The organism is Labrenzia sp. PO1 (genome assembly GCF_012273635.1).
GTDB lineage: Bacteria > Pseudomonadota > Alphaproteobacteria > Rhizobiales > Stappiaceae > Roseibium > Roseibium algicola.
Genome location: NZ_JAAXCR010000002.1, coordinates 833,110 through 851,695 on the forward strand (window position 1 = coordinate 833,110; position 18,586 = coordinate 851,695).

Annotated in this window: 18 protein-coding genes; 8 read left to right on the forward strand and 10 right to left on the reverse strand. The window is 58.6% G+C overall.

Features of this window, described 5'->3' with window-relative positions:
• Window positions 1-262: 262 nt before the first annotated feature.
• Window positions 263-892 carry a CoA transferase subunit B gene (locus HCG46_RS11705; protein ID WP_023002181.1) on the reverse strand — a complete coding sequence of 210 codons (630 nt, stop codon included), beginning with the start codon at window positions 890-892 and terminating at the stop codon, window positions 263-265.
• A gap of 13 nt (window positions 893-905) precedes the next feature.
• Window positions 906-1,601 (reverse strand): CoA transferase subunit A, encoded by a 696-nt coding sequence (locus HCG46_RS11710; RefSeq protein WP_168686333.1) that lies wholly within the window; start codon window positions 1,599-1,601, stop codon window positions 906-908.
• 298 nt (window positions 1,602-1,899) lie between these two features.
• On the opposite strand from HCG46_RS11710, the gene HCG46_RS11715 reads away from it, so the two are divergent.
• Window positions 1,900-2,145 (forward strand): DUF6460 domain-containing protein, encoded by a 246-nt coding sequence (locus HCG46_RS11715; RefSeq protein WP_006940008.1) that lies wholly within the window; start codon window positions 1,900-1,902, stop codon window positions 2,143-2,145.
• A 10-nt stretch (window positions 2,146-2,155) separates the two neighbouring features.
• On the opposite strand, the gene HCG46_RS11720 is transcribed toward HCG46_RS11715, so the two are convergent.
• The 7 genes from HCG46_RS11720 to HCG46_RS11750 all read right to left on the reverse strand — a co-directional run bounded on the left by HCG46_RS11720 (window position 2,156) and on the right by HCG46_RS11750 (window position 10,242).
• Entirely contained in the window at window positions 2,156-3,301 is a 1,146-nt protein-coding gene (locus HCG46_RS11720) for a GNAT family N-acetyltransferase (protein ID WP_168686335.1), read from the reverse strand.
• Window positions 3,302-3,315: 14 nt separating this feature from the next.
• Window positions 3,316-4,470, reverse strand: coding sequence for a GNAT family N-acetyltransferase (locus HCG46_RS11725; protein ID WP_168686337.1), 1,155 nt, complete (start codon window positions 4,468-4,470; stop codon window positions 3,316-3,318).
• Window positions 4,471-4,609: 139 nt separating this feature from the next.
• Window positions 4,610-5,434, reverse strand: coding sequence for an ABC transporter permease subunit (locus HCG46_RS11730; protein WP_023002185.1), 825 nt, complete (start codon window positions 5,432-5,434; stop codon window positions 4,610-4,612).
• Window positions 5,431-6,360, reverse strand: coding sequence for an ABC transporter permease subunit (locus HCG46_RS11735; protein WP_168686340.1), 930 nt, complete (start codon window positions 6,358-6,360; stop codon window positions 5,431-5,433). The genes HCG46_RS11730 and HCG46_RS11735 overlap by 4 nt, the downstream gene beginning before the upstream one ends.
• Before the next feature lie 9 nt (window positions 6,361-6,369).
• The gene (locus tag HCG46_RS11740) at window positions 6,370-7,527 is read right to left on the reverse strand and encodes an ABC transporter ATP-binding protein (RefSeq protein ID WP_152508445.1); all 1,158 of its coding nucleotides are present in this window, start codon (window positions 7,525-7,527) and stop codon (window positions 6,370-6,372) included.
• 81 nt (window positions 7,528-7,608) lie between these two features.
• On the reverse strand, window positions 7,609-8,703 hold the full coding sequence (locus HCG46_RS11745; RefSeq protein WP_031269801.1) for a polyamine ABC transporter substrate-binding protein: 1,095 nt from the start codon (window positions 8,701-8,703) through the stop codon (window positions 7,609-7,611).
• Between the two features lie 150 nt (window positions 8,704-8,853).
• Complete coding sequence (locus HCG46_RS11750) at window positions 8,854-10,242, reverse strand: glutamine synthetase family protein (protein WP_023002189.1); 1,389 nt, start codon at window positions 10,240-10,242, stop codon at window positions 8,854-8,856.
• Between the two features lie 200 nt (window positions 10,243-10,442).
• Between HCG46_RS11750 and HCG46_RS11755 the strand changes: the two genes are divergently transcribed.
• From HCG46_RS11755 to HCG46_RS11785, 7 genes are all read left to right on the forward strand, one after another.
• Window positions 10,443-11,120: a GntR family transcriptional regulator gene (locus tag HCG46_RS11755; protein WP_168686678.1), complete on the forward strand. Its 678-nt coding sequence runs from the start codon at window positions 10,443-10,445 to the stop codon at window positions 11,118-11,120.
• Between the two features lie 152 nt (window positions 11,121-11,272).
• On the forward strand, window positions 11,273-12,679 hold the full coding sequence (locus tag HCG46_RS11760) for a glutamine synthetase family protein (protein ID WP_031269805.1): 1,407 nt from the start codon (window positions 11,273-11,275) through the stop codon (window positions 12,677-12,679).
• 31 nt (window positions 12,680-12,710) lie between these two features.
• Window positions 12,711-14,105 (forward strand): aspartate aminotransferase family protein, encoded by a 1,395-nt coding sequence (locus HCG46_RS11765; RefSeq protein WP_023002192.1) that lies wholly within the window; start codon window positions 12,711-12,713, stop codon window positions 14,103-14,105.
• Window positions 14,106-14,288: 183 nt separating this feature from the next.
• Window positions 14,289-15,272 carry an iron exporter MbfA gene (gene mbfA / locus HCG46_RS11770; protein WP_168686342.1) on the forward strand — a complete coding sequence of 328 codons (984 nt, stop codon included), beginning with the start codon at window positions 14,289-14,291 and terminating at the stop codon, window positions 15,270-15,272.
• 167 nt (window positions 15,273-15,439) lie between these two features.
• The gene (locus HCG46_RS11775; protein WP_023002194.1) at window positions 15,440-15,832 is read left to right on the forward strand and encodes a YciI family protein; all 393 of its coding nucleotides are present in this window, start codon (window positions 15,440-15,442) and stop codon (window positions 15,830-15,832) included.
• Complete coding sequence (locus tag HCG46_RS11780) at window positions 15,801-17,045, forward strand: RNA polymerase sigma factor (protein ID WP_168686344.1); 1,245 nt, start codon at window positions 15,801-15,803, stop codon at window positions 17,043-17,045. Before HCG46_RS11775 ends, HCG46_RS11780 begins: the two co-directional genes overlap by 32 nt.
• 141 nt (window positions 17,046-17,186) lie before the next feature.
• Entirely contained in the window at window positions 17,187-17,570 is a 384-nt protein-coding gene (locus HCG46_RS11785) for a VOC family protein (protein ID WP_031269808.1), read from the forward strand.
• Window positions 17,571-17,783: 213 nt separating this feature from the next.
• On the opposite strand, the gene HCG46_RS11790 is transcribed toward HCG46_RS11785, so the two are convergent.
• On the reverse strand, window positions 17,784-18,578 hold the full coding sequence (locus tag HCG46_RS11790) for a MipA/OmpV family protein (protein WP_168686346.1): 795 nt from the start codon (window positions 18,576-18,578) through the stop codon (window positions 17,784-17,786).
• Between the last annotated feature and the right edge of the window lie 8 nt (window positions 18,579-18,586).

Genomic DNA, 18,586 nt, shown 5'->3' on the forward strand with positions numbered 1-18,586 from the left:
CTTTCCCGGCTTTTAAAGGATAACGGGTTATCTATGCTTGATTTATGCGGGTTATTCGCAATTCGATCTATTAACGGATTTGGAAATTTCCTCGGCAATTCTACGAATTGGTTCCAATTCGGGACAAATTGTGCCTGCGACACGTTCAAACAGTCAGTTTTTATTGAAAAATCGACGAGCTGGGTGAAGCGGCCATGAAAAAAGGTGCCTGCGGGACCGCAGACACCTTGATTTAAAACGACGCCGAAGCGCGCATCCTGCCTTATGACTGAAGCGTTGCCTGGGTCTTTTCCTTGACCTCGTCCAGCGTTACGCCGTCAGCGAGTTCAACCACTTTCAGGCCGCCTTCGACAACATCGAAGACACCGAAATTGGTGATCACGCGATCAACGCATTTCACGCCGGTAAGCGGTAGCGAGCATTCTTTCAGAAGCTTGGGATCGCCAGCCTTGGAGGTGTGATCCATGATCACCACCACACGCTTGACGCCGGCGACGAGATCCATCGCGCCGCCCATGCCCTTGACCATCTTGCCAGGGATCATCCAGTTGGCGAGATCGCCGCCCTCGGACACTTCCATAGCGCCCAGGATCGACAGGTCGATATGACCGCCGCGGATCATGCCGAAGCTGTCGGCAGACGAGAAGTAGCTGGTCTGCGGCAATTCGGTGATGGTCTGCTTGCCAGCGTTGATGAGGTCTGCATCAACCTCGTCGTCAGTCGGGAACGGGCCCATGCCGAGCATGCCGTTTTCCGACTGGAGGGTCACATGGACACCTTCCGGAATGTAGTTGGATACCAGCGTCGGAATGCCGATGCCCAGGTTCACATAGAAGCCGTCTTCCAGTTCCTGCGCGGCACGCTTTGCCATGTCATCACGAGTCCAGGCCATGATGTTTTCTCCCTCAGGCTGCGCGCGTGGTGCGCTTTTCGATACGTTTTTCGTGGCTTCCGACGATGATACGGTCGACGAAGATGCCGGCGGTGTGGATGTTGTCCGGATCGAGTTCACCGATCTCGACAATCTCCTCGACTTCCACGACACAGGTCTTGCCGGCGGTTGCCATCATCGGATTGAAGTTACGCGCGGTCTTGCGGTAGATCAGGTTGCCTTCCTTGTCGGCTTTCCAGGCCTTGACCAGCGACACATCGGCCACGAGGCCGGTTTCCATGATGTAGGTCTCGCCGTTGAAGTCCTTGTGCTCCTTGCCTTCGGCAATCAGCGTACCGACGCCGGTCTTGGTGTAGAAGCCCGGAATGCCCGCGCCACCAGCGCGAATGCGTTCGGCCAGCGTGCCCTGAGGGTTGAATTCAAGCTCAAGCTCGCCGTTCAGGTACTGCTTTTCAAAGGTCGCGTTTTCACCCACGTAGGACGAAACCATCTTCTTGATCTGGCGGGTCTGCAGCAAAAGACCGAGGCCAAAGTCATCGACACCGGCATTGTTGGAAATGGCCGTAATGTCCTTGACTCCGGAATCCCGGAGCGCCACGATCAGATTTTCCGGAATGCCGCAGAGGCCGAAACCGCCGGCCATCACCGTCATGCCGTCAAAGGTCAGCCCCTCGAGGGCGGCCTTTGCGTCCGGATAAATTTTGTTCATGTTTCACTCCCGTTTAAGACCGCTACATGCGTGAGGCGCACATTCGCCGCTTGGTTCGACCGGGTCAAGAGCTCTTTCCCGCGTTGCAGCGAAAAACATGAATGGCCCGTCACTTAATCGATTTGCGTCACTTTGCCCGACGCCAAACTGCCGTTGCAGCGCGGGTTTGGGCGGTTTCCGGCAAGTTGTTTATGGTTTGTAAATCCTTAACGGCAAGAATTAGGCATCGTTCGCGGAGCGTTACCGCCACTCTCCAGCGCACCGGATACCTTGAGCCTACTGAGAGACACTACGCACCGTGTTCCCGTTTCTGTCGACATTCTTCAAGATCGCGGTCATCTCGCTGCTCGTCGGCGCGGGTCTTTCCTTCGTGAACATCACCGCGCAGGACATTCTGGGCTCCGTCGGCATGAGCCCTCTGGAGCTCTGGATCTATCTGCTGGAGTTTCGGGACTGGGCCATTCCCAACATGATCCTGGGCGCCTTCATCGTCGTGCCGATCTGGCTGGTCATCTACCTGATCCGGCCACCGCGAGCGGGATGACATTTCCGGATCAGGCTGTCTGAGCGGTTTTCCGATGTTTCCAGCGATCAACGGTTTCCTGGAAACTCCGTTTTGCCTTCAGGGCAGTGATCGCCGCGTGACCTTTCACCGTAAGCGGTAAAAGCAGGCGTCGTGTCGGCTGTTCCGTGGCGCCGAACCTGCTTTTGTAACCCTGGTGACCCGTGCCGAAACCATAGACCCGAATGTTGTTGTCCCGCGCCCAGTAGATCGATTGAACCAGTGCCACCATGCCAGGTGAAAACCGGTGCCATTGCTCTGCCCCGATCGAAATCAGAATGAGGGTGGCGTAGCCATCTTCCACCAACATCGCTACCACGGCGATGGCGTCGTGACCGGACCTCAACGCCAGAACCTTCAGGGGATTTTCCTGCCCCGCTTGGGCCGCCAGGGCGCGATAGAAGTTTTCCCGGTTGTCCTGTTTCATGGAATTGGCGCGGCCGAGTGCTTTGAAACGCTCCTCCTTGGAGACGATCAGAGCTTCGAGAATTTTCACACGCTCTTCAGGGGTCGTTGCTTCGACCAACTGAACGTCTTCGCTTTGAAGCTTGCGAAAGTTGACCCTTGCCTTCTTGTAGATACTTATCCCGGACTTGGCCCCGGCGGCGAGCAGGGCGTCAGTTTCCAGAAAGAGGCTGCTGCTTTCCGGGCTCGCATTTGGATGCACAAAGAAGGGATTATCAGCGCTGCCTATCGATACGTGCAATTTCTTGATGTCCACCACATCGGCACCCGGGATGGCCTCGATCATGGCGGACATGACCGCCTGCACCGTTTCAGCGCCTTCGCTTGCGAGCGCTTCGCTCAATACCGGGCCGTTCTGGTCTGCCACGCCAAGGTCGGGAGTGGATGCGATGCGAACCGGACCTTTCCTGAAAAGGATCAACGGCAGCAATGCAATCGGGTCCTGCAAACCGGCGCGATAAGCGGCAAGCACTCCGAAAGTGTCGCAGGCAGCAGGTGCCATTTCCTGAAAAAAGCACTCGACGAACCGCGGTGCCTGAAACGCCGAACATATGGCTCCGCCGGGTAGTGAAGCCCAAAGCGAGCGCAAAAGGTCCGCGCCGGGCTTCTCATGCCAGACAACATGAAGCTTCTGCCCAGCCACCTGCCCGCAGAAGGTCTCCTTTCCTGCCACGTCCGACATCTCCGTCACGTATCCACCCCATTCCTGCGCAACGCGATCTGAAGCATATCCTGAGCGGCACGATGCGCTTCACGGGCACCGACAAAGAGCCGTCCACGCGTGCTGAGTGGCATAAGAAGACGTCGGGAAGGTTGCTCAACCCCACCGAACCGTTGCTTGTATTCCTGTTGTCCTGTGCCGAAGCTGAACCAGCGAACACCGGTTTGCGCAGCGTGCTGTATCGCCTTGGCAAACAACACCATACCCGGCGAAAAGGCGTGCCACCGCGGATCCCCGATAGACACCAGCACGGCGGTCGCCTGGGAACCAGACATCATCAACACCATGGCCGCAACGGTCTCTTCTCCGCACTTCAGCGCGATGGCCCTGAAAGGCGAGGACGAAGCTTCCATCTGCGCAAGGCGGATGTAGAAGTCAGCACGGTCTTCACGTTCCAGACTGTCTTTCCGCCCGAGCTGTCGGAACCTGTCGCTGCGCTGCGCCGCAAGTGTCTTGAACAATTCAGTTCGCTCTTCAGGCGTTTCAGCCTCAACCAGGCTGACACCTTCCTTCACGAGCCTGCGAAATTTGGATCTGGTCTTCTTGTAGATGGACTTGCCGCACCAATTGTCCGATCCCTCTCCGTCGCGAAGGTCGAGGAGAAGGGAACTGTTCTGGGAAATGGTTTCCGGCATGAAGTTCAATGGGTTTTCCCGGGCGTCGATCCGGCCATGCAGTTTATGTACGTCGACGATATCCGCATCGTGGAGACGCTCAAAAAATGCCCGGATCATTGCAACCCGGCACTCTCTGGAGGCCCGGCATCCTGCACCTAGAACTGGTGCATTCTGATCGGCGAGACCAAAATCCGGCATGCCAACGACCCGGATTGGGCCACGCTGGAACCGCACCAGCGGCAACAGCATACAGGGAGAGGCTTCCTCGCCTTGCTCCGCGAAAACGCCCACTGAAAATCGGTAATCACCTGTCTTCAGTTTGGTTTCCTGCAAAGCTGCAAGAAACTCCGGCGTCTGAAACGGCGTCGATACGACGCCGCCCTTCAACGAAGACCAAAGACCGCTCATATCCGAAAGCGTTGGAGCTTCGAGTTCACGAACCTTTATCCGGGAAATAGCGCTGCTTTCCAGAGCCAGTAGATGCTCTGTTTCCCGCAATGCCATCACTCGCAATACCCCAATAAAAACCATCGGCCCGGACACACCAATGAAGTGTACCGCCCCACCGTAAAATAGGCATGGTTTTGTTAAAATTCAGTATTGCCTACACAATATCACCGACTTCTGGAAGCTTCGGAAATCATCACCCTTCCGCGCCAAAGGCCGCCCTTTCGTCTCGTTCTTTTTGCGCCTGTTGCCGCTTGGTCGCAATGGAGGCGGCAATCACGCCCATGGTGACCAGAGCAACGAGAATGGTACAGACCGCATTGATCTCCGGTGTCACGCCAAGGCGCACCTGTGAGTAGATCTTCATTGGCAGCGTGGTGGCGCCTGGTCCCGTGGTGAAGCTGGCGATCACCAGGTCGTCCAGAGACAAGGTGAAGGCCAGCATCCAGCCGGCGATGACCCCTGGAAGGATGATCGGCAAGGTGATCAGGAAGAAGGTTTTCACCGGCGGGCAGCCGAGGTCTTCTGCGGCTTCCTCGATCGACTTGTCGAAGCCGACCAGACGCGACTGGACGACAACGGCCACATAACAGCTGGCAAAGGTGGTATGCGCCAGCATCACGGTCCAGAATCCGCGCGTATAGTCCATGGCCACGAACAGCAGCAGCAGCGACAGGCCGAGGATCACTTCCGGCATCACAAGCGGCGCGAAGATCATGCCAGAAAACAGAGACCGGCCGACGAAGCGTCCGGACCGCACCAGCACAAGTGCAGCAATGGTGCCTATGATCGTTGCCAGTGTGGCCGACGCAAAGGCAACCCGCAGGGTCACCCAGGCCGCGTCGAGCAACTGATCATTCTGCAGCAGCGACGCGTACCACTTGGTGGAGAACCCGCCCCAGACCGTCACCAGACGGCTCTCGTTGAAAGAGTAGATCACCAGCAGCACGATGGGCAGGTAAAGGAACGAAAAGCCTACTACCAGCGAGGTGATGTTGAACCAGGTCGGGCCGCGCGTCATCCGTCTCTCTCCGACATTTTCTGCTGCTGGTTCTGGAAGAGCACGATCGGAACCACCAGGATCATCAGAAGGATCACGGCAACCGCAGAAGACACCGGCCAGTCGCGGTTGTTGAAGAACTCGACCCAGAGTGTCTTGCCGATCATCAGGGTGTTGGACCCGCCAAGAAGATCCGGGATGACGAATTCACCGACGGCGGGAATGAACACCAGGAAACACCCCGCGATGACACCGGGCAGCGACAACGGCACGGTGATTTTCCAGAAGGCCTTCCAGGGTGGGCATCCAAGGTCTTCGGCGGCTTCCAAAAGGCTGCCGTCCAGCCGCTCCAGGCTGGCATAAAGCGGCAGAACCAGGAACGGCAGGTAGGAATAGACGATGCCGATAAAGACCGCGATGTTGGTATTCATGATCACCAGCGGTTCGTCGATGATGCCGAGCATCAGGAGAAGCTGGTTGAGCAGGCCTTCGTTTTTCAGGATACCGATCCAGGCGTAGACGCGGATCAGGAAGCTGGTCCAGAACGGCAGGATCACCAGCATCAGCAGCGTCGGACGCAAGGATTGCGGACTGCGTGCCATGCCATAGGCGATCGGGTAGCCAATGATGAGCGTCAGAAGCGTTGAAATCGCCGCGATAACAACCGACGACAGATAGGATTTCCAGTAGAGATCGTCTTCCGTCAGCCAGACATAATTCTCGAAGGAGAATTCAGAGACTCTTTCCCAGATACCGTTCCAGCCTTCTGCCAGATCGAAGGTCGGCACATAGGGCGGAATGGCGACGGCCACCTGCGAAAGGGAAATCTTGAAGACGATCAGGAACGGCGCCAGAAAAAAGATCAGCAGCCAGATGTATGGCACCGAAATCAGCAGCCAGCCGCCGAGCGTCCGTTTGGGTTGAGCGGGAACGTGTACGTCGGACATCGTTACCTCCTACCCTTTTAGAATGACGCCGGCGTCCCGGTCGAAGGACATGACGACCTCGTCATCCCAGGTGATCGGGTTTTCGACCATGCGCGAGACATTGGCGAAGGTCGCGCGCAACGTATCGCCGTCGTCGTCGCCGACTTTCGAATGGATGATCGACATGTCCCCCAGGTAGGCGATGTCCCAGACAACGCCGTCGATCCTGTTGGGGACGCCCTTTTCGCGGCGCCCCTGGGCAATGCGGACCTTTTCCGGACGAATGGCATACCAGACCCGATCGCCGACGGCGGCATCGGTCACCTGATCACTTTCGATGGAGAAGTTGTCCGCGACCGAACGCAGCTTCGTACCGGCGTCCGACTTCTCGATGACGTTGGCTTCGATCAGGTTGATGTCGCCGATGAAGTCGGCAACGAACTTGGAATTGGGCGCTTCGTAGATTTCGGCTGGGGTCGCAACCTGCACAAGTTCGCCCTTGTCCATGACGGCAATACGATCGGCCACTGTCATGGCTTCTTCCTGGTCATGGGTCACGATCAGGAAGGTCATTTTCAGTTCTTCCTGAATGTTCATCAGCTCGAACTGGGTTTCCTCACGCAGCTTGCGGTCAAGCGCGCCGAGCGGTTCATCCAGCAGCAGCACCTTGGGGCGCTTGGCGAGCGAGCGAGCCAGCGCGACGCGCTGGCGCTGACCGCCGGAGAGCTGGTGCGGACGACGTTTGGCAAATTGTTCCAGCTTGGTCAGTCGCAGCATTTCGGACACGCGCGCATCAACTTCCGAGGCCGGCAACTTGTCCTGCTTCAGACCGAAGGCAATGTTCTTCTCGACGCTCATGTGCGGAAACAGCGCGTAGGACTGGAACATCATGTTGGAGGGACGCTTGAAGGGCGGAATTCCGGCCAGGTCCTGGCCATCCAGAAAGATCTGCCCTGAAGTCGGCGTCTCGAAACCCGCCAGCATGCGCATCAAGGTGGTCTTGCCACAGCCTGAGCCACCAAGCAGCGCGAAAAACTCGCGCTCGTAGATTTTCAGGGACAGGTCTTTGACCGCGGTGAAATCACCGAACTTTTTTGTGACATTCCGGAATTCGATAAATGGTGCCTTGTCCGGATCGTCCCACGGGCTGTAGGCCCGACGCACCGGTCCAATCGATTTCTTCGCCAAAACAATCTCCCACCCCTAAGAGACCTTCCCAAGACTAAATCGCCGGACCCTTGGAAAGGGCCCGGCGGTGTTCGTGTTCGCTTACTGGCCGCTCTTGACCGAGGTCCAGGTGCGGGTCACGACCCGGTTCACCTTCGGAGGATAGGGGGTGACGGTGTAGAGGTTCTTCACCGCTTCCTCGGTCGGGTAGATCGCCGGATCCCCGATCACGTCCTCGTTGAGGAATTCCTGCGACGCCTTGTTGCCGTTGGCGTAGTAGACGACGTTGGAAGCCTTCGCCATCACTTCAGGACGCATGATGTAGTTCAGGAACTCGTGCGCCTCTTCCTTGTGCGGAGCATCGGCCGGGATCGCCATCTGGTCGAACCACATCAGCGCGCCCTCTTTCGGGATCGAATATTCGACGGTCACACCGTTGTCGGCTTCCGCCGCACGGTCGCGCGCCTGCAGAACGTCACCGGACCAGCCGACCGCAAGGCAGATATCGCCATTGGCAAGAGCGTTGATGTATTCGGAAGAATGGAACTTCTGGATGTACGGGCGAACCGACATCAGGAGCTCACCGGCCTTTTCGATTTCCGCCGGGTCCTTGCTGTCCGGATCGAGACCCAGATAGTTGAGGGCAGCCGGGATCAGCTCGGTCGGAGCGTCCAGGATGAACACGCCGCAATCCTTCAGCTTCTCGATGTTCTCCTTCTTGAACAGGAGATCCCAGCTGTCCACCGGCGGGTTGTCGCCGAGCGCGGCCTTCACCTTGTCGACATTGTAGCCGAAACCGGTGGTGCCCCACATGTAGTTGATCGAGTGCTTGTTGCCCGGATCATACTTGTCGACCCGTGCCTCGATGTCCTTCCACATGTTGGACAGGTTGGTCAGCTTGGACTTGTCGAGTTCAGAGAAAACACCGGCCTGAATCTGGCGGGCCAGGAAGGTTCCGGTCGGCACGACGACATCGTAGCCGGTACCGCCTGCCAGCAGCTTGGTTTCCAGCACTTCGTTGCTGTCGAACACGTCGTAGACAACCTTGATGCCGGTTTCCTTGGTGAAGTCTTCCAGGATGGTCTCGTCGATGTAGTCGGACCAGTTGTAGACATTCACGACCTTGTCCTGGGCGAATGCAGCACCGCTCATCAGGCTGAGAACGGCGACCCCGGTCAACATGGATTTAAACGTCATTTGAGAACTCCCCTCAGAGTTTTGTCAGTGGCCCTTTGATGGCCTAGTGCCTGAATGCAAATGGACATTTGCGCTGTTTGCGTCTTGTCTGTCCCGCAGATTGGCTATGGCGCCGGTTTTTGTCCAGCGTCGATTTTGGGCAGCAGCCGATCACAAATACGTCTGTCGCTCAAGCGATGAGATCTCCCGCCCAAATTCGTTCAGTTCCTCCCGTTTGATCTCGGTAAGTACCTTGTGCATTTCCTTTCCGACCGCCTGTTTCATCAGCTTGGAGGCTTCAAAAGCATCAATGGCTTCGTCCATCCAGGGGGTCAGTCGCTTCTTGCGTTTCTCATACGCATTGCCGGTCACGGGCGCAGGCGGATCCTTTTTCAGCCTGAGGCCTTCCATCATGCCGGCGAGAATGCCCGTCAGCACAAGATAGGGGTTGGCGTCGGCGCCTGCGATCCGGTGTTCGACACGAGCAGCTTCCGGTGTCGAGGCAGGAACGCGCAACGCCACGGAGCGATTGTCGTAGCCCCAGCAGATGGAGGCCGGGGCATAGGAGCCCGGCTGCATCCGGCGGAAGCCGTTGAAGGTGGAAATGAACAGCAACAGAGCTTCCGGCATGGTCTTCAAGAGACCGTTGATGGCATATCCCAGCCGGTCTGCGCCGGTTTCCGGATCCGCGAACAAATTGCCGTTATCGTCTTCCATGGACACGTGCACATGCATGCCGTTGCCGGGCCATTCCACGAAAGGCTTGGCCATGAAGGACGCCTTGAGTTCGTGCTTGCGGGCGACACCCGCCACCAGGCGGCGCAGCATGACAACGTCATCGGCCGCCAGGAGCGGGTTGCGACGATGGTGCAGGTTGAGTTCGAACTGGCCGGGCGCGGCTTCGGAAACTGCAGCGTCCGCCGGAATGCCCTGAACCTCGCAGGCCTTCCGCAGATCGTCCACCACCGGCAGCAAGGCCTCCAGGTCGGACAGCGCGTACATGTTCTGGCGGGCAGGGCCGAGATGCGTGGAGAACAGCGGCTTGGGCTGCTCCGTCCAGTCGCCGTCACTTTCCTCGAACAGATAGAATTCCAACTCGAAGGCGCAGGTGGCGGTCACGCCGAATTCGTCCTTCAGTCGGTCGACCATGTTTTCCAGAACGTGACGCGGGTCTGCCAGGAACGGATCGCCGTCCCGATCGTACATGGACAAAAGCACCTGGGCGGTCTTGCGGTCGGTCCAGGGAACAAGCTTCAGCGTTTCGGGGATCGGCCAGCAGACACCGTCCTTGTCACCCGTTTCCAGATGCATGCCGGTGGCCTCGACCTCGCGCCCCCAGACATCAAGCCCGTAAAGCGAATAGGGAAAGGCCACGCCGCCCTCGAATACCTTTTCGAGCGCCTTGCCCGGCAACCACTTGCCGCGCAGCACGCCGTTGGTATCGGGCAGAATGACCTCGAGCGTATCAAGATCGGGATGGGCGGCCATGAAGGCCTCGAAGTCCGTCTTCCAGCCGGGCAGCGCCGGATGCTCGAGGATCTGGTGGGGAAGCTCGTTCATTTAGAGTTTTTACGCCCCTGCGTCTTGCTGGACTGAGCCGTCCGCACTCCTGCGGCAGCCGGCAGCTTTTGTTTGCGTCCTTTTCAAAAATGTGATCACTTTCGGAAAACCCTGTCAAGCGGGATCGCATAAATTGACCGTTTGACTTTTTCGGGAGGACGTCTTTGGCCCTTCGGCAATCCGCTTTGCAATCCGGCCCCGTGAAGGAGGCCAGCGGCCCTTCCACGTCCCGTGGTGCAACCCGTGGGCAGGTCGACAATGCCGTCCGGTCCGGGCTGCTTACAGGCCGGTTCATACCTGGAAAAGCCGTGACAATCCGGGGGCTTGCCGCAGAACTTGGCGTCAGCCCGATGCCAGTGCGCGAAGTGTTGCAACGGCTTGCGGCAGAAAACGCTCTCGAGGTGAAACCGAACGGCCGGGTACAGATACCGGACATGACCCCGGCCCGCTTCGACGAGGTGCTGAAAGCAAGACTTCTTCTGGAACCGGAATTGGCCGAATTGGCCCTGCCGCACCTGACATCCAAGGATGCAAAGGACCTTCAATCGATCGATGACGACATCGACGAGCGGCTCACAAGTGGCGATGCAGAAGCCTACATGCGGCTCAACCACGCCTTTCACTTCCGCATTTACAGAGCGTCCGGATCCAAGGTTCTGCTGCCGCTGATCGACAGTCTCTGGCTACAGTTCGCGCCATTCATGCGTACGGTTTACGGACGGGTCGGCACTGCCAGTCTTGAGGACCGTCACAAGGAAGCCATCCGCGCGATCGAAGATCAGGACGGCCCTGCACTGCGGGCTGCGATCGCGGCCGATATTGCCGACGGCATGGGGCTTCTCGGCAAGGAAATCCTGTCAAATGCATCATGCGGTTGATCCTTTTTGAAAGCCATGTCATTTTGTGATCACAAAATGATTTCTCCGACCCGGGACAGCCCCATGCAGACAGGCACTTGATAACGCCCCTGTTTGCCGTCCAAATGGCCTTCCCTGCCCCGGCCAAAGTGCCAAAACCATTGGAGCTTCTTGTGACTGCTGAAACGCCTGCCAGCGAAAGCGAAAATCCGATCGACAGCCTGCGCGGCGTTCCGGATGTCGATGCGGCCCGTGACTGGCTCAACGCGCGCAACATCCAGGACATCGAATGCATCGTTCCGGACCTTGCCGGTGTTGCCCGCGGCAAGATGATGCCGACTGGCAAGTTTTTCTCCGGCCCGGTGATGACAATGCCTGCTTCGATTTTCGCGCAGACGATCTCGGGCGATTATCCGGACGACGACGACTGGTTTCAGCACAACCCCATCGACGGCGATCTCTATTTCAAGCCCGACTACAGCACCCTTACCACCGTGCCCTGGGAAAGCGACCCGACCGCGCAGCTGATCCACGACGCCGTCACCCGGCAGGGTGCACCGGTCGAGACCGCCCCGCGCAATGTTTTGAAGCGTGTTCTCAAACTCTACGAGGACAAGGGCTGGGAGCCTGTCGTGGCGCCGGAAATCGAGTTTTACCTCGTCCGTCCGAACACGGATCCTGACTATCCGCTTGAGCCGCCGCGGGGCCGGTCCGGCCGTCCGGAAGTCGGCCGACAGTCCTATTCGATTTCCGCGCTGAACGAATTCGACGACCTGATCGACGACATCTACGACCTGTCGGAACAGCAGGGCCTCGAGATCGACACCATGATCCACGAGGAAGGCGCAGCGCAGATGGAAATCAACCTGCGCCATGGCCAACCGCTGGCCCTGGCCGACCAGGTGTTCCTGTTCAAGCGCACCATCCGTGAGGCCGCGCTTCGTCACGAGATGTATGCCACCTTCATGTCGAAGCCGATGTCGAACCAGCCCGGTTCGGCGATGCATATTCACCAGTCGGTGGTCGACAAGGAAACCGGCCTCAACATCTTCGCGGATGAAAACGGCGAGGAAACACAGGCGTTCCTGTCATTCATCGCCGGTCACCAGCGGTTCCTTCCGCGGGTCACCTGCATCATGGCGCCTTTCGTCAATTCCTATCGCCGGTTCTCCAAGACCTCGACGGCACCGGTGAATGTCTACTGGGGCTACGACAACCGCACGGTGGGTTTGCGTGTGCCTTATTCCAACGCCCAGGCACGTCGTCTGGAAAACCGGGTACCGGGGTCCGACGTCAACCCGTATCTCGCGATCGCCGCAAGCCTTGCCTGCGGGTACCTGGGGATGGTCCACGGGCTCAAGCCAGATTCCCCGAAATCCGACGACTGCTCGGAACGGTCCAAGTCCCTGCCGCGAGGTTTGCCAGAGGCGCTGGCCAAGTTCGAAAAGTCCGACGAGATGATCGAGGTATTCGGCGAACAGTTCGTCGCCACCTACCGCGCGATCAAATACGAGGAATTTGAAACCTTCATGTCCGTGATCAGCCCCTGGGAGCGGGAATACCTGCTGCTCAACGTCTGATCCCGTCTGTCACTATCCGGAGCGTTCGCCAATGACGGCCCATTCCAACATCTATCCGACCAAGGCCCTTCAGGAGCTCGATGCCGCCCATCACTGGCATCCTTTTTCCGACATGAAGTCGCTGAACCAGGAAGGCAGCCGGGTGATCACCCATGCCGACGGTATCTGGCTGACGGATTCGGAAGGCAACCGGATCCTCGACGGCATGGCCGGTCTGTGGTGCGTGCAGGTTGGCCATGGCCGCAAGGAGATTGCGGATGCGGTCTACAAGCAGATGAACGAGCTGTCCTATTACAACACGTTCTTCAAGACGACCCATCCGCCCGCGATTGCCTTGTCTGAAAAGCTGGCGAAACTGGCACCCGATCACATCAACAGGGTGTTCTACTGCTCGTCCGGGTCCGAGGCCAACGACACCGTGTTCCGCATGGTCCGTACCTATTGGGACAAGATGGGCAAGCCGGACAAGAAGGTGATCATCGGCCGCTGGAACGGCTATCACGGCTCGACGCTCGCCGGCACCAGCCTCGGCGGCATGAAGGGCATGCACCAGCAGGGCGGCCTGCCGGTTCCGGGCGTGCATCACATCGACCAGCCCTACTGGTTCGGTGAAGGCCATGAAATGAGCCCGGAAGAGTTCGGCGTCTTTGCCGCGCGCAAACTGGAAGAAGCCATTGACGAGATCGGCGAGGACAAGGTTGCGGCCTTCATCGCCGAACCGATCCAGGGTGCTGGTGGTGTCATCATTCCGCCGGAGACCTATTGGCCGGAAATCCGCCGTATCCTCGACGAACGGGATATCCTCTTCGTTTCCGACGAGGTCATCTGCGGCTTCGGCCGTCTCGGCGAATGGTTCGGCTCGACCCACTACGGCATGAAGCCGGACCTGATGCCCATCGCCAAGGGACTGACGTCCGGCTATCTGCCGATGGGCGGTGTCATGGTGTCCGATCGCGTGGCCGAAGGCCTGATGCTTTCGGGTGAAGAGTTCTACCACGGCTACACCTATTCCGGTCACCCGGCCTGCGCCGCGGCTGCACTCGCTAACCTGGAGATCATCGAACGCGAAGGCCTGGTCGAGCGCGTCAAGACCGATATCGGTCCCTATCTCAAGGAACGCTGGCTGAAACTGGGCGATCACCCTCTGATCGGCGAAGCTCGCATGACCGGCCTTGTCGGTGCACTGGAACTGGTGCCGGACAAGAAAAATCCGCATCGACCGTTCAAGGACGTCGGCACGGCCGGCACCATCTGCCGCGACATTTCCTTCGGCAACGGCATGGTCATGCGCGCGGTGCGCGACAGCCTGATCATTTCGCCGCCGCTGGTCCTGACCCACGAGGAGGCGGATATTCTGGTGAAGACCGCCGAGAAAACCCTCGACGAGACCTATCAGGTCCTGAAGCGTGACGGCTGGATAGGCTGACATCGACAGCCGAACCGGTTGCGGGGACGATGAAACATGCGTCATCTTGGCATCGGTTCGGCTTCTCTTAATTTGCTAACATCCGAATATAACCTGATCGGTGATCGAACCGGCTCGGGCCGGCGTGCTGCCTGCCTGAAGGCGGTCCACCTGCAAAATGGTAATCCTGGGTGAGAGGCATTGATGTTCGGACGTGTTTTCAGACTGGGAAAGCGGGATTTCTCATCCCTTTCCGAACAGGAAATCCTGGCGCTTGCGATTTCCTCCGAGGAGGACGATGCCCGCATCTACAAGGCTTATGCCGATGGTCTGCGTGACCAGTATCCGCAATCGGCCAAGGTCTTCGACGACATGGCCGAAGAGGAAAACCAGCACCGGCGGAGACTGATCGAACAGCACCGGGCGCGCTTCGGCGAAACGATCCCTCTCATACGCCGGGAACATGTGCGCGGCTATTACGACCGCAAGCCCGACTGGCTGGTGCGCCCCCTCGGACTGGAGAAGGTCCGTGCCATGGCCGAGGAAATGGAGGCGCAGGCCTTTCGCTTCTACACCGAAGCTGCCAAGCGCACCTCGGATGCAGGAACCCGCAAGCTACTGGGCGATCTTGCGGTTGCCGAGAAAGGCCACGAGAGTCTCGCCCAGCGCCTTGGAGCCAAACACACGCCCGACGACGTGCAGGAACAGGAGCGCCAGACCGAACGTCGGCAATTCATCCTGACCTACGTCCAGCCGGGCCTCGCCGGTTTGATGGACGGCTCGGTATCAACGCTGGCTCCGATCTTTGCCGCCGCCTTCGCGACGCAGGATACCTGGCAGACCTTCCTCGTCGGCCTGTCGGCCTCCGTCGGGGCGGGCATTTCCATGGGCTTTACGGAAGCGGCCCATGACGACGGCGTGCTCTCGGGACGCGGATCACCGCTGAAGCGCGGCCTCGCCTCGGGCATCATGACCGCCCTCGGCGGCCTTGGTCACGCCCTCCCCTATCTCATTCCTGAATTCTGGACAGCGACAACTGTCGCCGCATTTATCGTTTTCATCGAATTGTGGGCGATCGCCTGGATCCAGAACCGCTACATGGAAACACCGTTTCTGCGGGCGGCCTTCCAGGTTGTCCTCGGTGGTTCTCTGGTCTTTGCGGCAGGCGTTCTCATCGGCAACGCCTAGAAGATCACACGGACTGGAGTTGCCCGGCTTAACGGCCGGCAACTCTCCCTTTCGGCCAGGCCATGTCCCGATCGCAGGCAAGTTTTCACTTTTTTTCGGTCGGCTGTCGGATAAGCTCGCGCCTGCCCGTTCCTTGGGTATCAATCCAAGCAACCGGAGGGACCCACATGCTTTTTTCCGTTTTGATTTACGCCAGCGAAGATTTCATTGACGCTCTGCCGCCGGAAGAGCTCGCCACCGTTTATCAGAAACACGGCGCCTTTCACGAACACACAAAGACAAACAACTCCTTCGCCGTTGCAACCAAGTTGATGTCGACGGGAACGTCGGTCACGATCAACAAGGACAAGGACGACTTTATTGTCACCGACGGGCCTTTTGCCGAAACGAAAGAGCAGTTCATGGGCTTTTACGTGATCGACTGCCCGACACTGGAGGACGCCATCGAGGCGGTGAAGATCCTGCCGCTGGATCATGGCCGCATCGAAATTCGCCCGGTGGAATTCTTCGAGGGAGCCGATTTCAAGAATGCCGAGCGCCTGGTTATCAGCGCATCTTAGGGCTGCCCGCCCGCGCGTCCTGGCAGCGCTCAATCGCGTCTTCGGCGACATTGACCTTGCCGAGGATGCGTTTCAGGACGCCTCGTTGAAGGCGCTCAAGGCGTGGTCACCCGACAGGATGCCGGCGGATCCGGTTGCCTGGCTGATCATATCCGGACGCAATGCCGGCATCGATACGCTGCGGAAACGCAAAAAGGAAACCCTCACCGCACCGGATGATCTCGAGCCTCTTCCCGAAGGCCCGCACCCGGAAGACGAGCTGACCCAATCGCTGGATCATGCCGTCTACCGGGACGACATCCTGCGTCTTCTGTTTACCTGCTGCCACCCGGTGCTGCGCCGGGACCAGCAGATTGCCCTTTCCCTGAAAATTGTCGCTGGTCTTGCTGTGGAGGAGATTGCCCGTGCATTTCTGGTACAGGCCAAGACCATGGAACAGCGCATCACGCGCGCCAAGAAACGGCTGCAGGCGGCCAAACTGAGCTATGAGGAGCCGGACAGAACCGCCCGTGCCGAGCGACTTTCCGCCGTAGCCAATGCCATCTATCTGATCTTCAACGAAGGCTATGCGGCGTCACAGGGTGAAGAACTGATCCGCGAGCCCCTGTGTGAGGAAGCGATCCGCCTGGCCCGCCTGATCGTTCGGCTGTTTCCCGAAGAACCGGAACTGCGCGGCTTGCTGGCCCTTTGCCTGATCCAGCATTCCCGCCGCAAGGCCCGGCTGAGCCGGAGCGGCGCTGCCGTAACGCTGGAAGACCAGGACCGTTCCCTTTGGGACCGGAAACTGATCGCCGAAGGCAACATTCTGCTTGAGGCCGCCTTGCGCAAGGCGCGGCCCGGCCCCTTTCAGATCGAGGCAGCCATTGCCTCGACACACACCCAGGCTGCGACCTACGCAACCACCGACTGGGTCGAGATCGACCGGCTCTACCGTGCTCTGGAACATATCCGGCCTTCACCGGTTGTGGCGCTCAACCGCGCCGTGGTCCAGGCAAAGCTGAACGGGGCACAGGCCGGCTTGTGCCGCCTGGAGCAACTGGCTGGCTCTCTGGAGCGCTACCCGAACTTTCACGTTGTCCGCGCTACCTTTATGGAAGAACTGGGCCTGATCGAAGAGGCTCAGGCCGCTTACCGCAAAGCGCTGGAATTTGCGGGAACCGATGTCGACCGCGACCATATCCGCCGGAAGATGAAGGTTTCTGGCGGACAATAGGCCTGTTTCGAGCCTCGATTTGTTCAGATCCCGCCAGACCAAAATATTTTTTGCCCCCCCTGTCGGTTCTGCCTGTCGCCTGCCGTCCTCTGATCACCTGGCACTGCCAGGCAATTGTTTTCAACACAGAGGATGAAAGACATGAGCACTCCGTCGCAAACACATGGCGCGTTCAGCTGGATGGAACTTCATTGCGCTGACGGTGCCAAGGCGCAGGCCTTCTATTCCGACCTGCTCGGCTGGGGCACAAAAACCGTGGATGTGGGCGTAGGCCCCTACACCATGATCATGAACAATGAAAACATGATCGGCGGCTTCCCATCAATGGAAACTGAAAGTCCCCGTTGGCTGCCCTATGTGACTGTCGACAGTGTCGATGCGCGTGTCGAAAAGGCCCGTGCGCTTGGCGCGACGATTGCAATGGAACCAATGAGCATTCCAAACGTCGGCCGCATGGCAACGATTGTCGACCCGCTCGGAGGCGTGATCGCGATGATCACATACGAAGAGCCGACAGACGCGTGATTGCGCCTGCCGCTTGAACCTTCAGCAGCCCCGGCCTTGTGCCGGGGCACGCTTGGTGGAACGCGGCCCGCGATAACCTTTCAAAAATTCTGGCTGACGGAGCCACTGATGCAACCGATGACCGTTCTGGCGCTGGTGCGCTGCGTGGTTTTACCGGGAAAGGTGCCGGCACAGTTTTTCAGCGTCAGAGCAGCTTTCCGTGCAGACCGCCGATCAGAACTTGTACCAGAGAAACAGACCGCCATGGCCGTTGATCGCCTCTCCCCGGTCTTCAACGATCGGGCTATCAGCCATGCCGCCCAGAAGCACCGACCCGCCGACGAGGCCACCGACGCCCCAGTTTTCGGTTACGGCAAATCTTGACGAAACATCCACGCTCACGTCCCTGAAGCCTGCGTCGGCCTTGTATTCCTTGAGACCGCTTGCGGCCGCGCCTTTTGCGGTCACGGAATAGTAGGCGTCAGCATAGGTGCCGTCGACAAAGGTCGTGGAGACATCAAGGCCGAAAGCCAGACGCTGGGTCGCGTTGATTTCGTAACCCAGGCTGAATGTGGCCGTTGTGCCGCTTTCGCCGATGACGTCATGGGCAATCTCGACACTGGCACCAAGTGAATCGCGATCGAGCAGCAAACCGGCGTAGCCACCGCCTGCCGTGGCACCAACCCAGAGCTCCTCGTCAACATCGGGAAGCTTGTCGACAACATTGTCGGACACATCCTTGCGGCCCGTGCCGTAGCCAATAAGCGGCCCGGCGTAAAAGCTGTCGAAAGGCAGCACGTTGGCGGTCGCCGTCAATCCGTTGAACTTGACGAAATAAGGCCCCTTCTGCACAGACGCGATGATGCCGGGAACGAAACCGTAGTCCTTGGAGCCCAGATACTCCGGACCGAAGAAGGGACCAGCGCCAACCAGTACGCTCCAGTCCTTCTGTTCGTCCCCCATGGCAGGACATGCGACAAGCGCGAGACTTGCAAGGACGGTAGCCCGCACATAACACTTAGACGACATAAGACAAC

Coding starts and splice junctions, on each gene's coding strand:
- HCG46_RS11785 (WP_031269808.1), top strand. CDS start 17,187: ATGAGCACTCCGTCGCAAACACATGGCGCGTTCAGCTGGATGGAACTT.
- HCG46_RS11710 (WP_168686333.1), bottom strand. CDS start 1,601: ATGAACAAAATTTATCCGGACGCAAAGGCCGCCCTCGAGGGGCTGACC.
- HCG46_RS11735 (WP_168686340.1), bottom strand. CDS start 6,360: ATGTCCGACGTACACGTTCCCGCTCAACCCAAACGGACGCTCGGCGGC.
- HCG46_RS11705 (WP_023002181.1), bottom strand. CDS start 892: ATGGCCTGGACTCGTGATGACATGGCAAAGCGTGCCGCGCAGGAACTG.
- HCG46_RS11765 (WP_023002192.1), top strand. CDS start 12,711: ATGACGGCCCATTCCAACATCTATCCGACCAAGGCCCTTCAGGAGCTC.
- HCG46_RS11780 (WP_168686344.1), top strand. CDS start 15,801: ATGCCGAGCGCCTGGTTATCAGCGCATCTTAGGGCTGCCCGCCCGCGC.
- mbfA (WP_168686342.1), top strand. CDS start 14,289: ATGTTCGGACGTGTTTTCAGACTGGGAAAGCGGGATTTCTCATCCCTT.
- HCG46_RS11790 (WP_168686346.1), bottom strand. CDS start 18,578: ATGTCGTCTAAGTGTTATGTGCGGGCTACCGTCCTTGCAAGTCTCGCG.
- HCG46_RS11730 (WP_023002185.1), bottom strand. CDS start 5,434: ATGACGCGCGGCCCGACCTGGTTCAACATCACCTCGCTGGTAGTAGGC.
- HCG46_RS11745 (WP_031269801.1), bottom strand. CDS start 8,703: ATGACGTTTAAATCCATGTTGACCGGGGTCGCCGTTCTCAGCCTGATG.
- HCG46_RS11750 (WP_023002189.1), bottom strand. CDS start 10,242: ATGAACGAGCTTCCCCACCAGATCCTCGAGCATCCGGCGCTGCCCGGC.
- HCG46_RS11775 (WP_023002194.1), top strand. CDS start 15,440: ATGCTTTTTTCCGTTTTGATTTACGCCAGCGAAGATTTCATTGACGCT.
- HCG46_RS11725 (WP_168686337.1), bottom strand. CDS start 4,470: ATGGCATTGCGGGAAACAGAGCATCTACTGGCTCTGGAAAGCAGCGCT.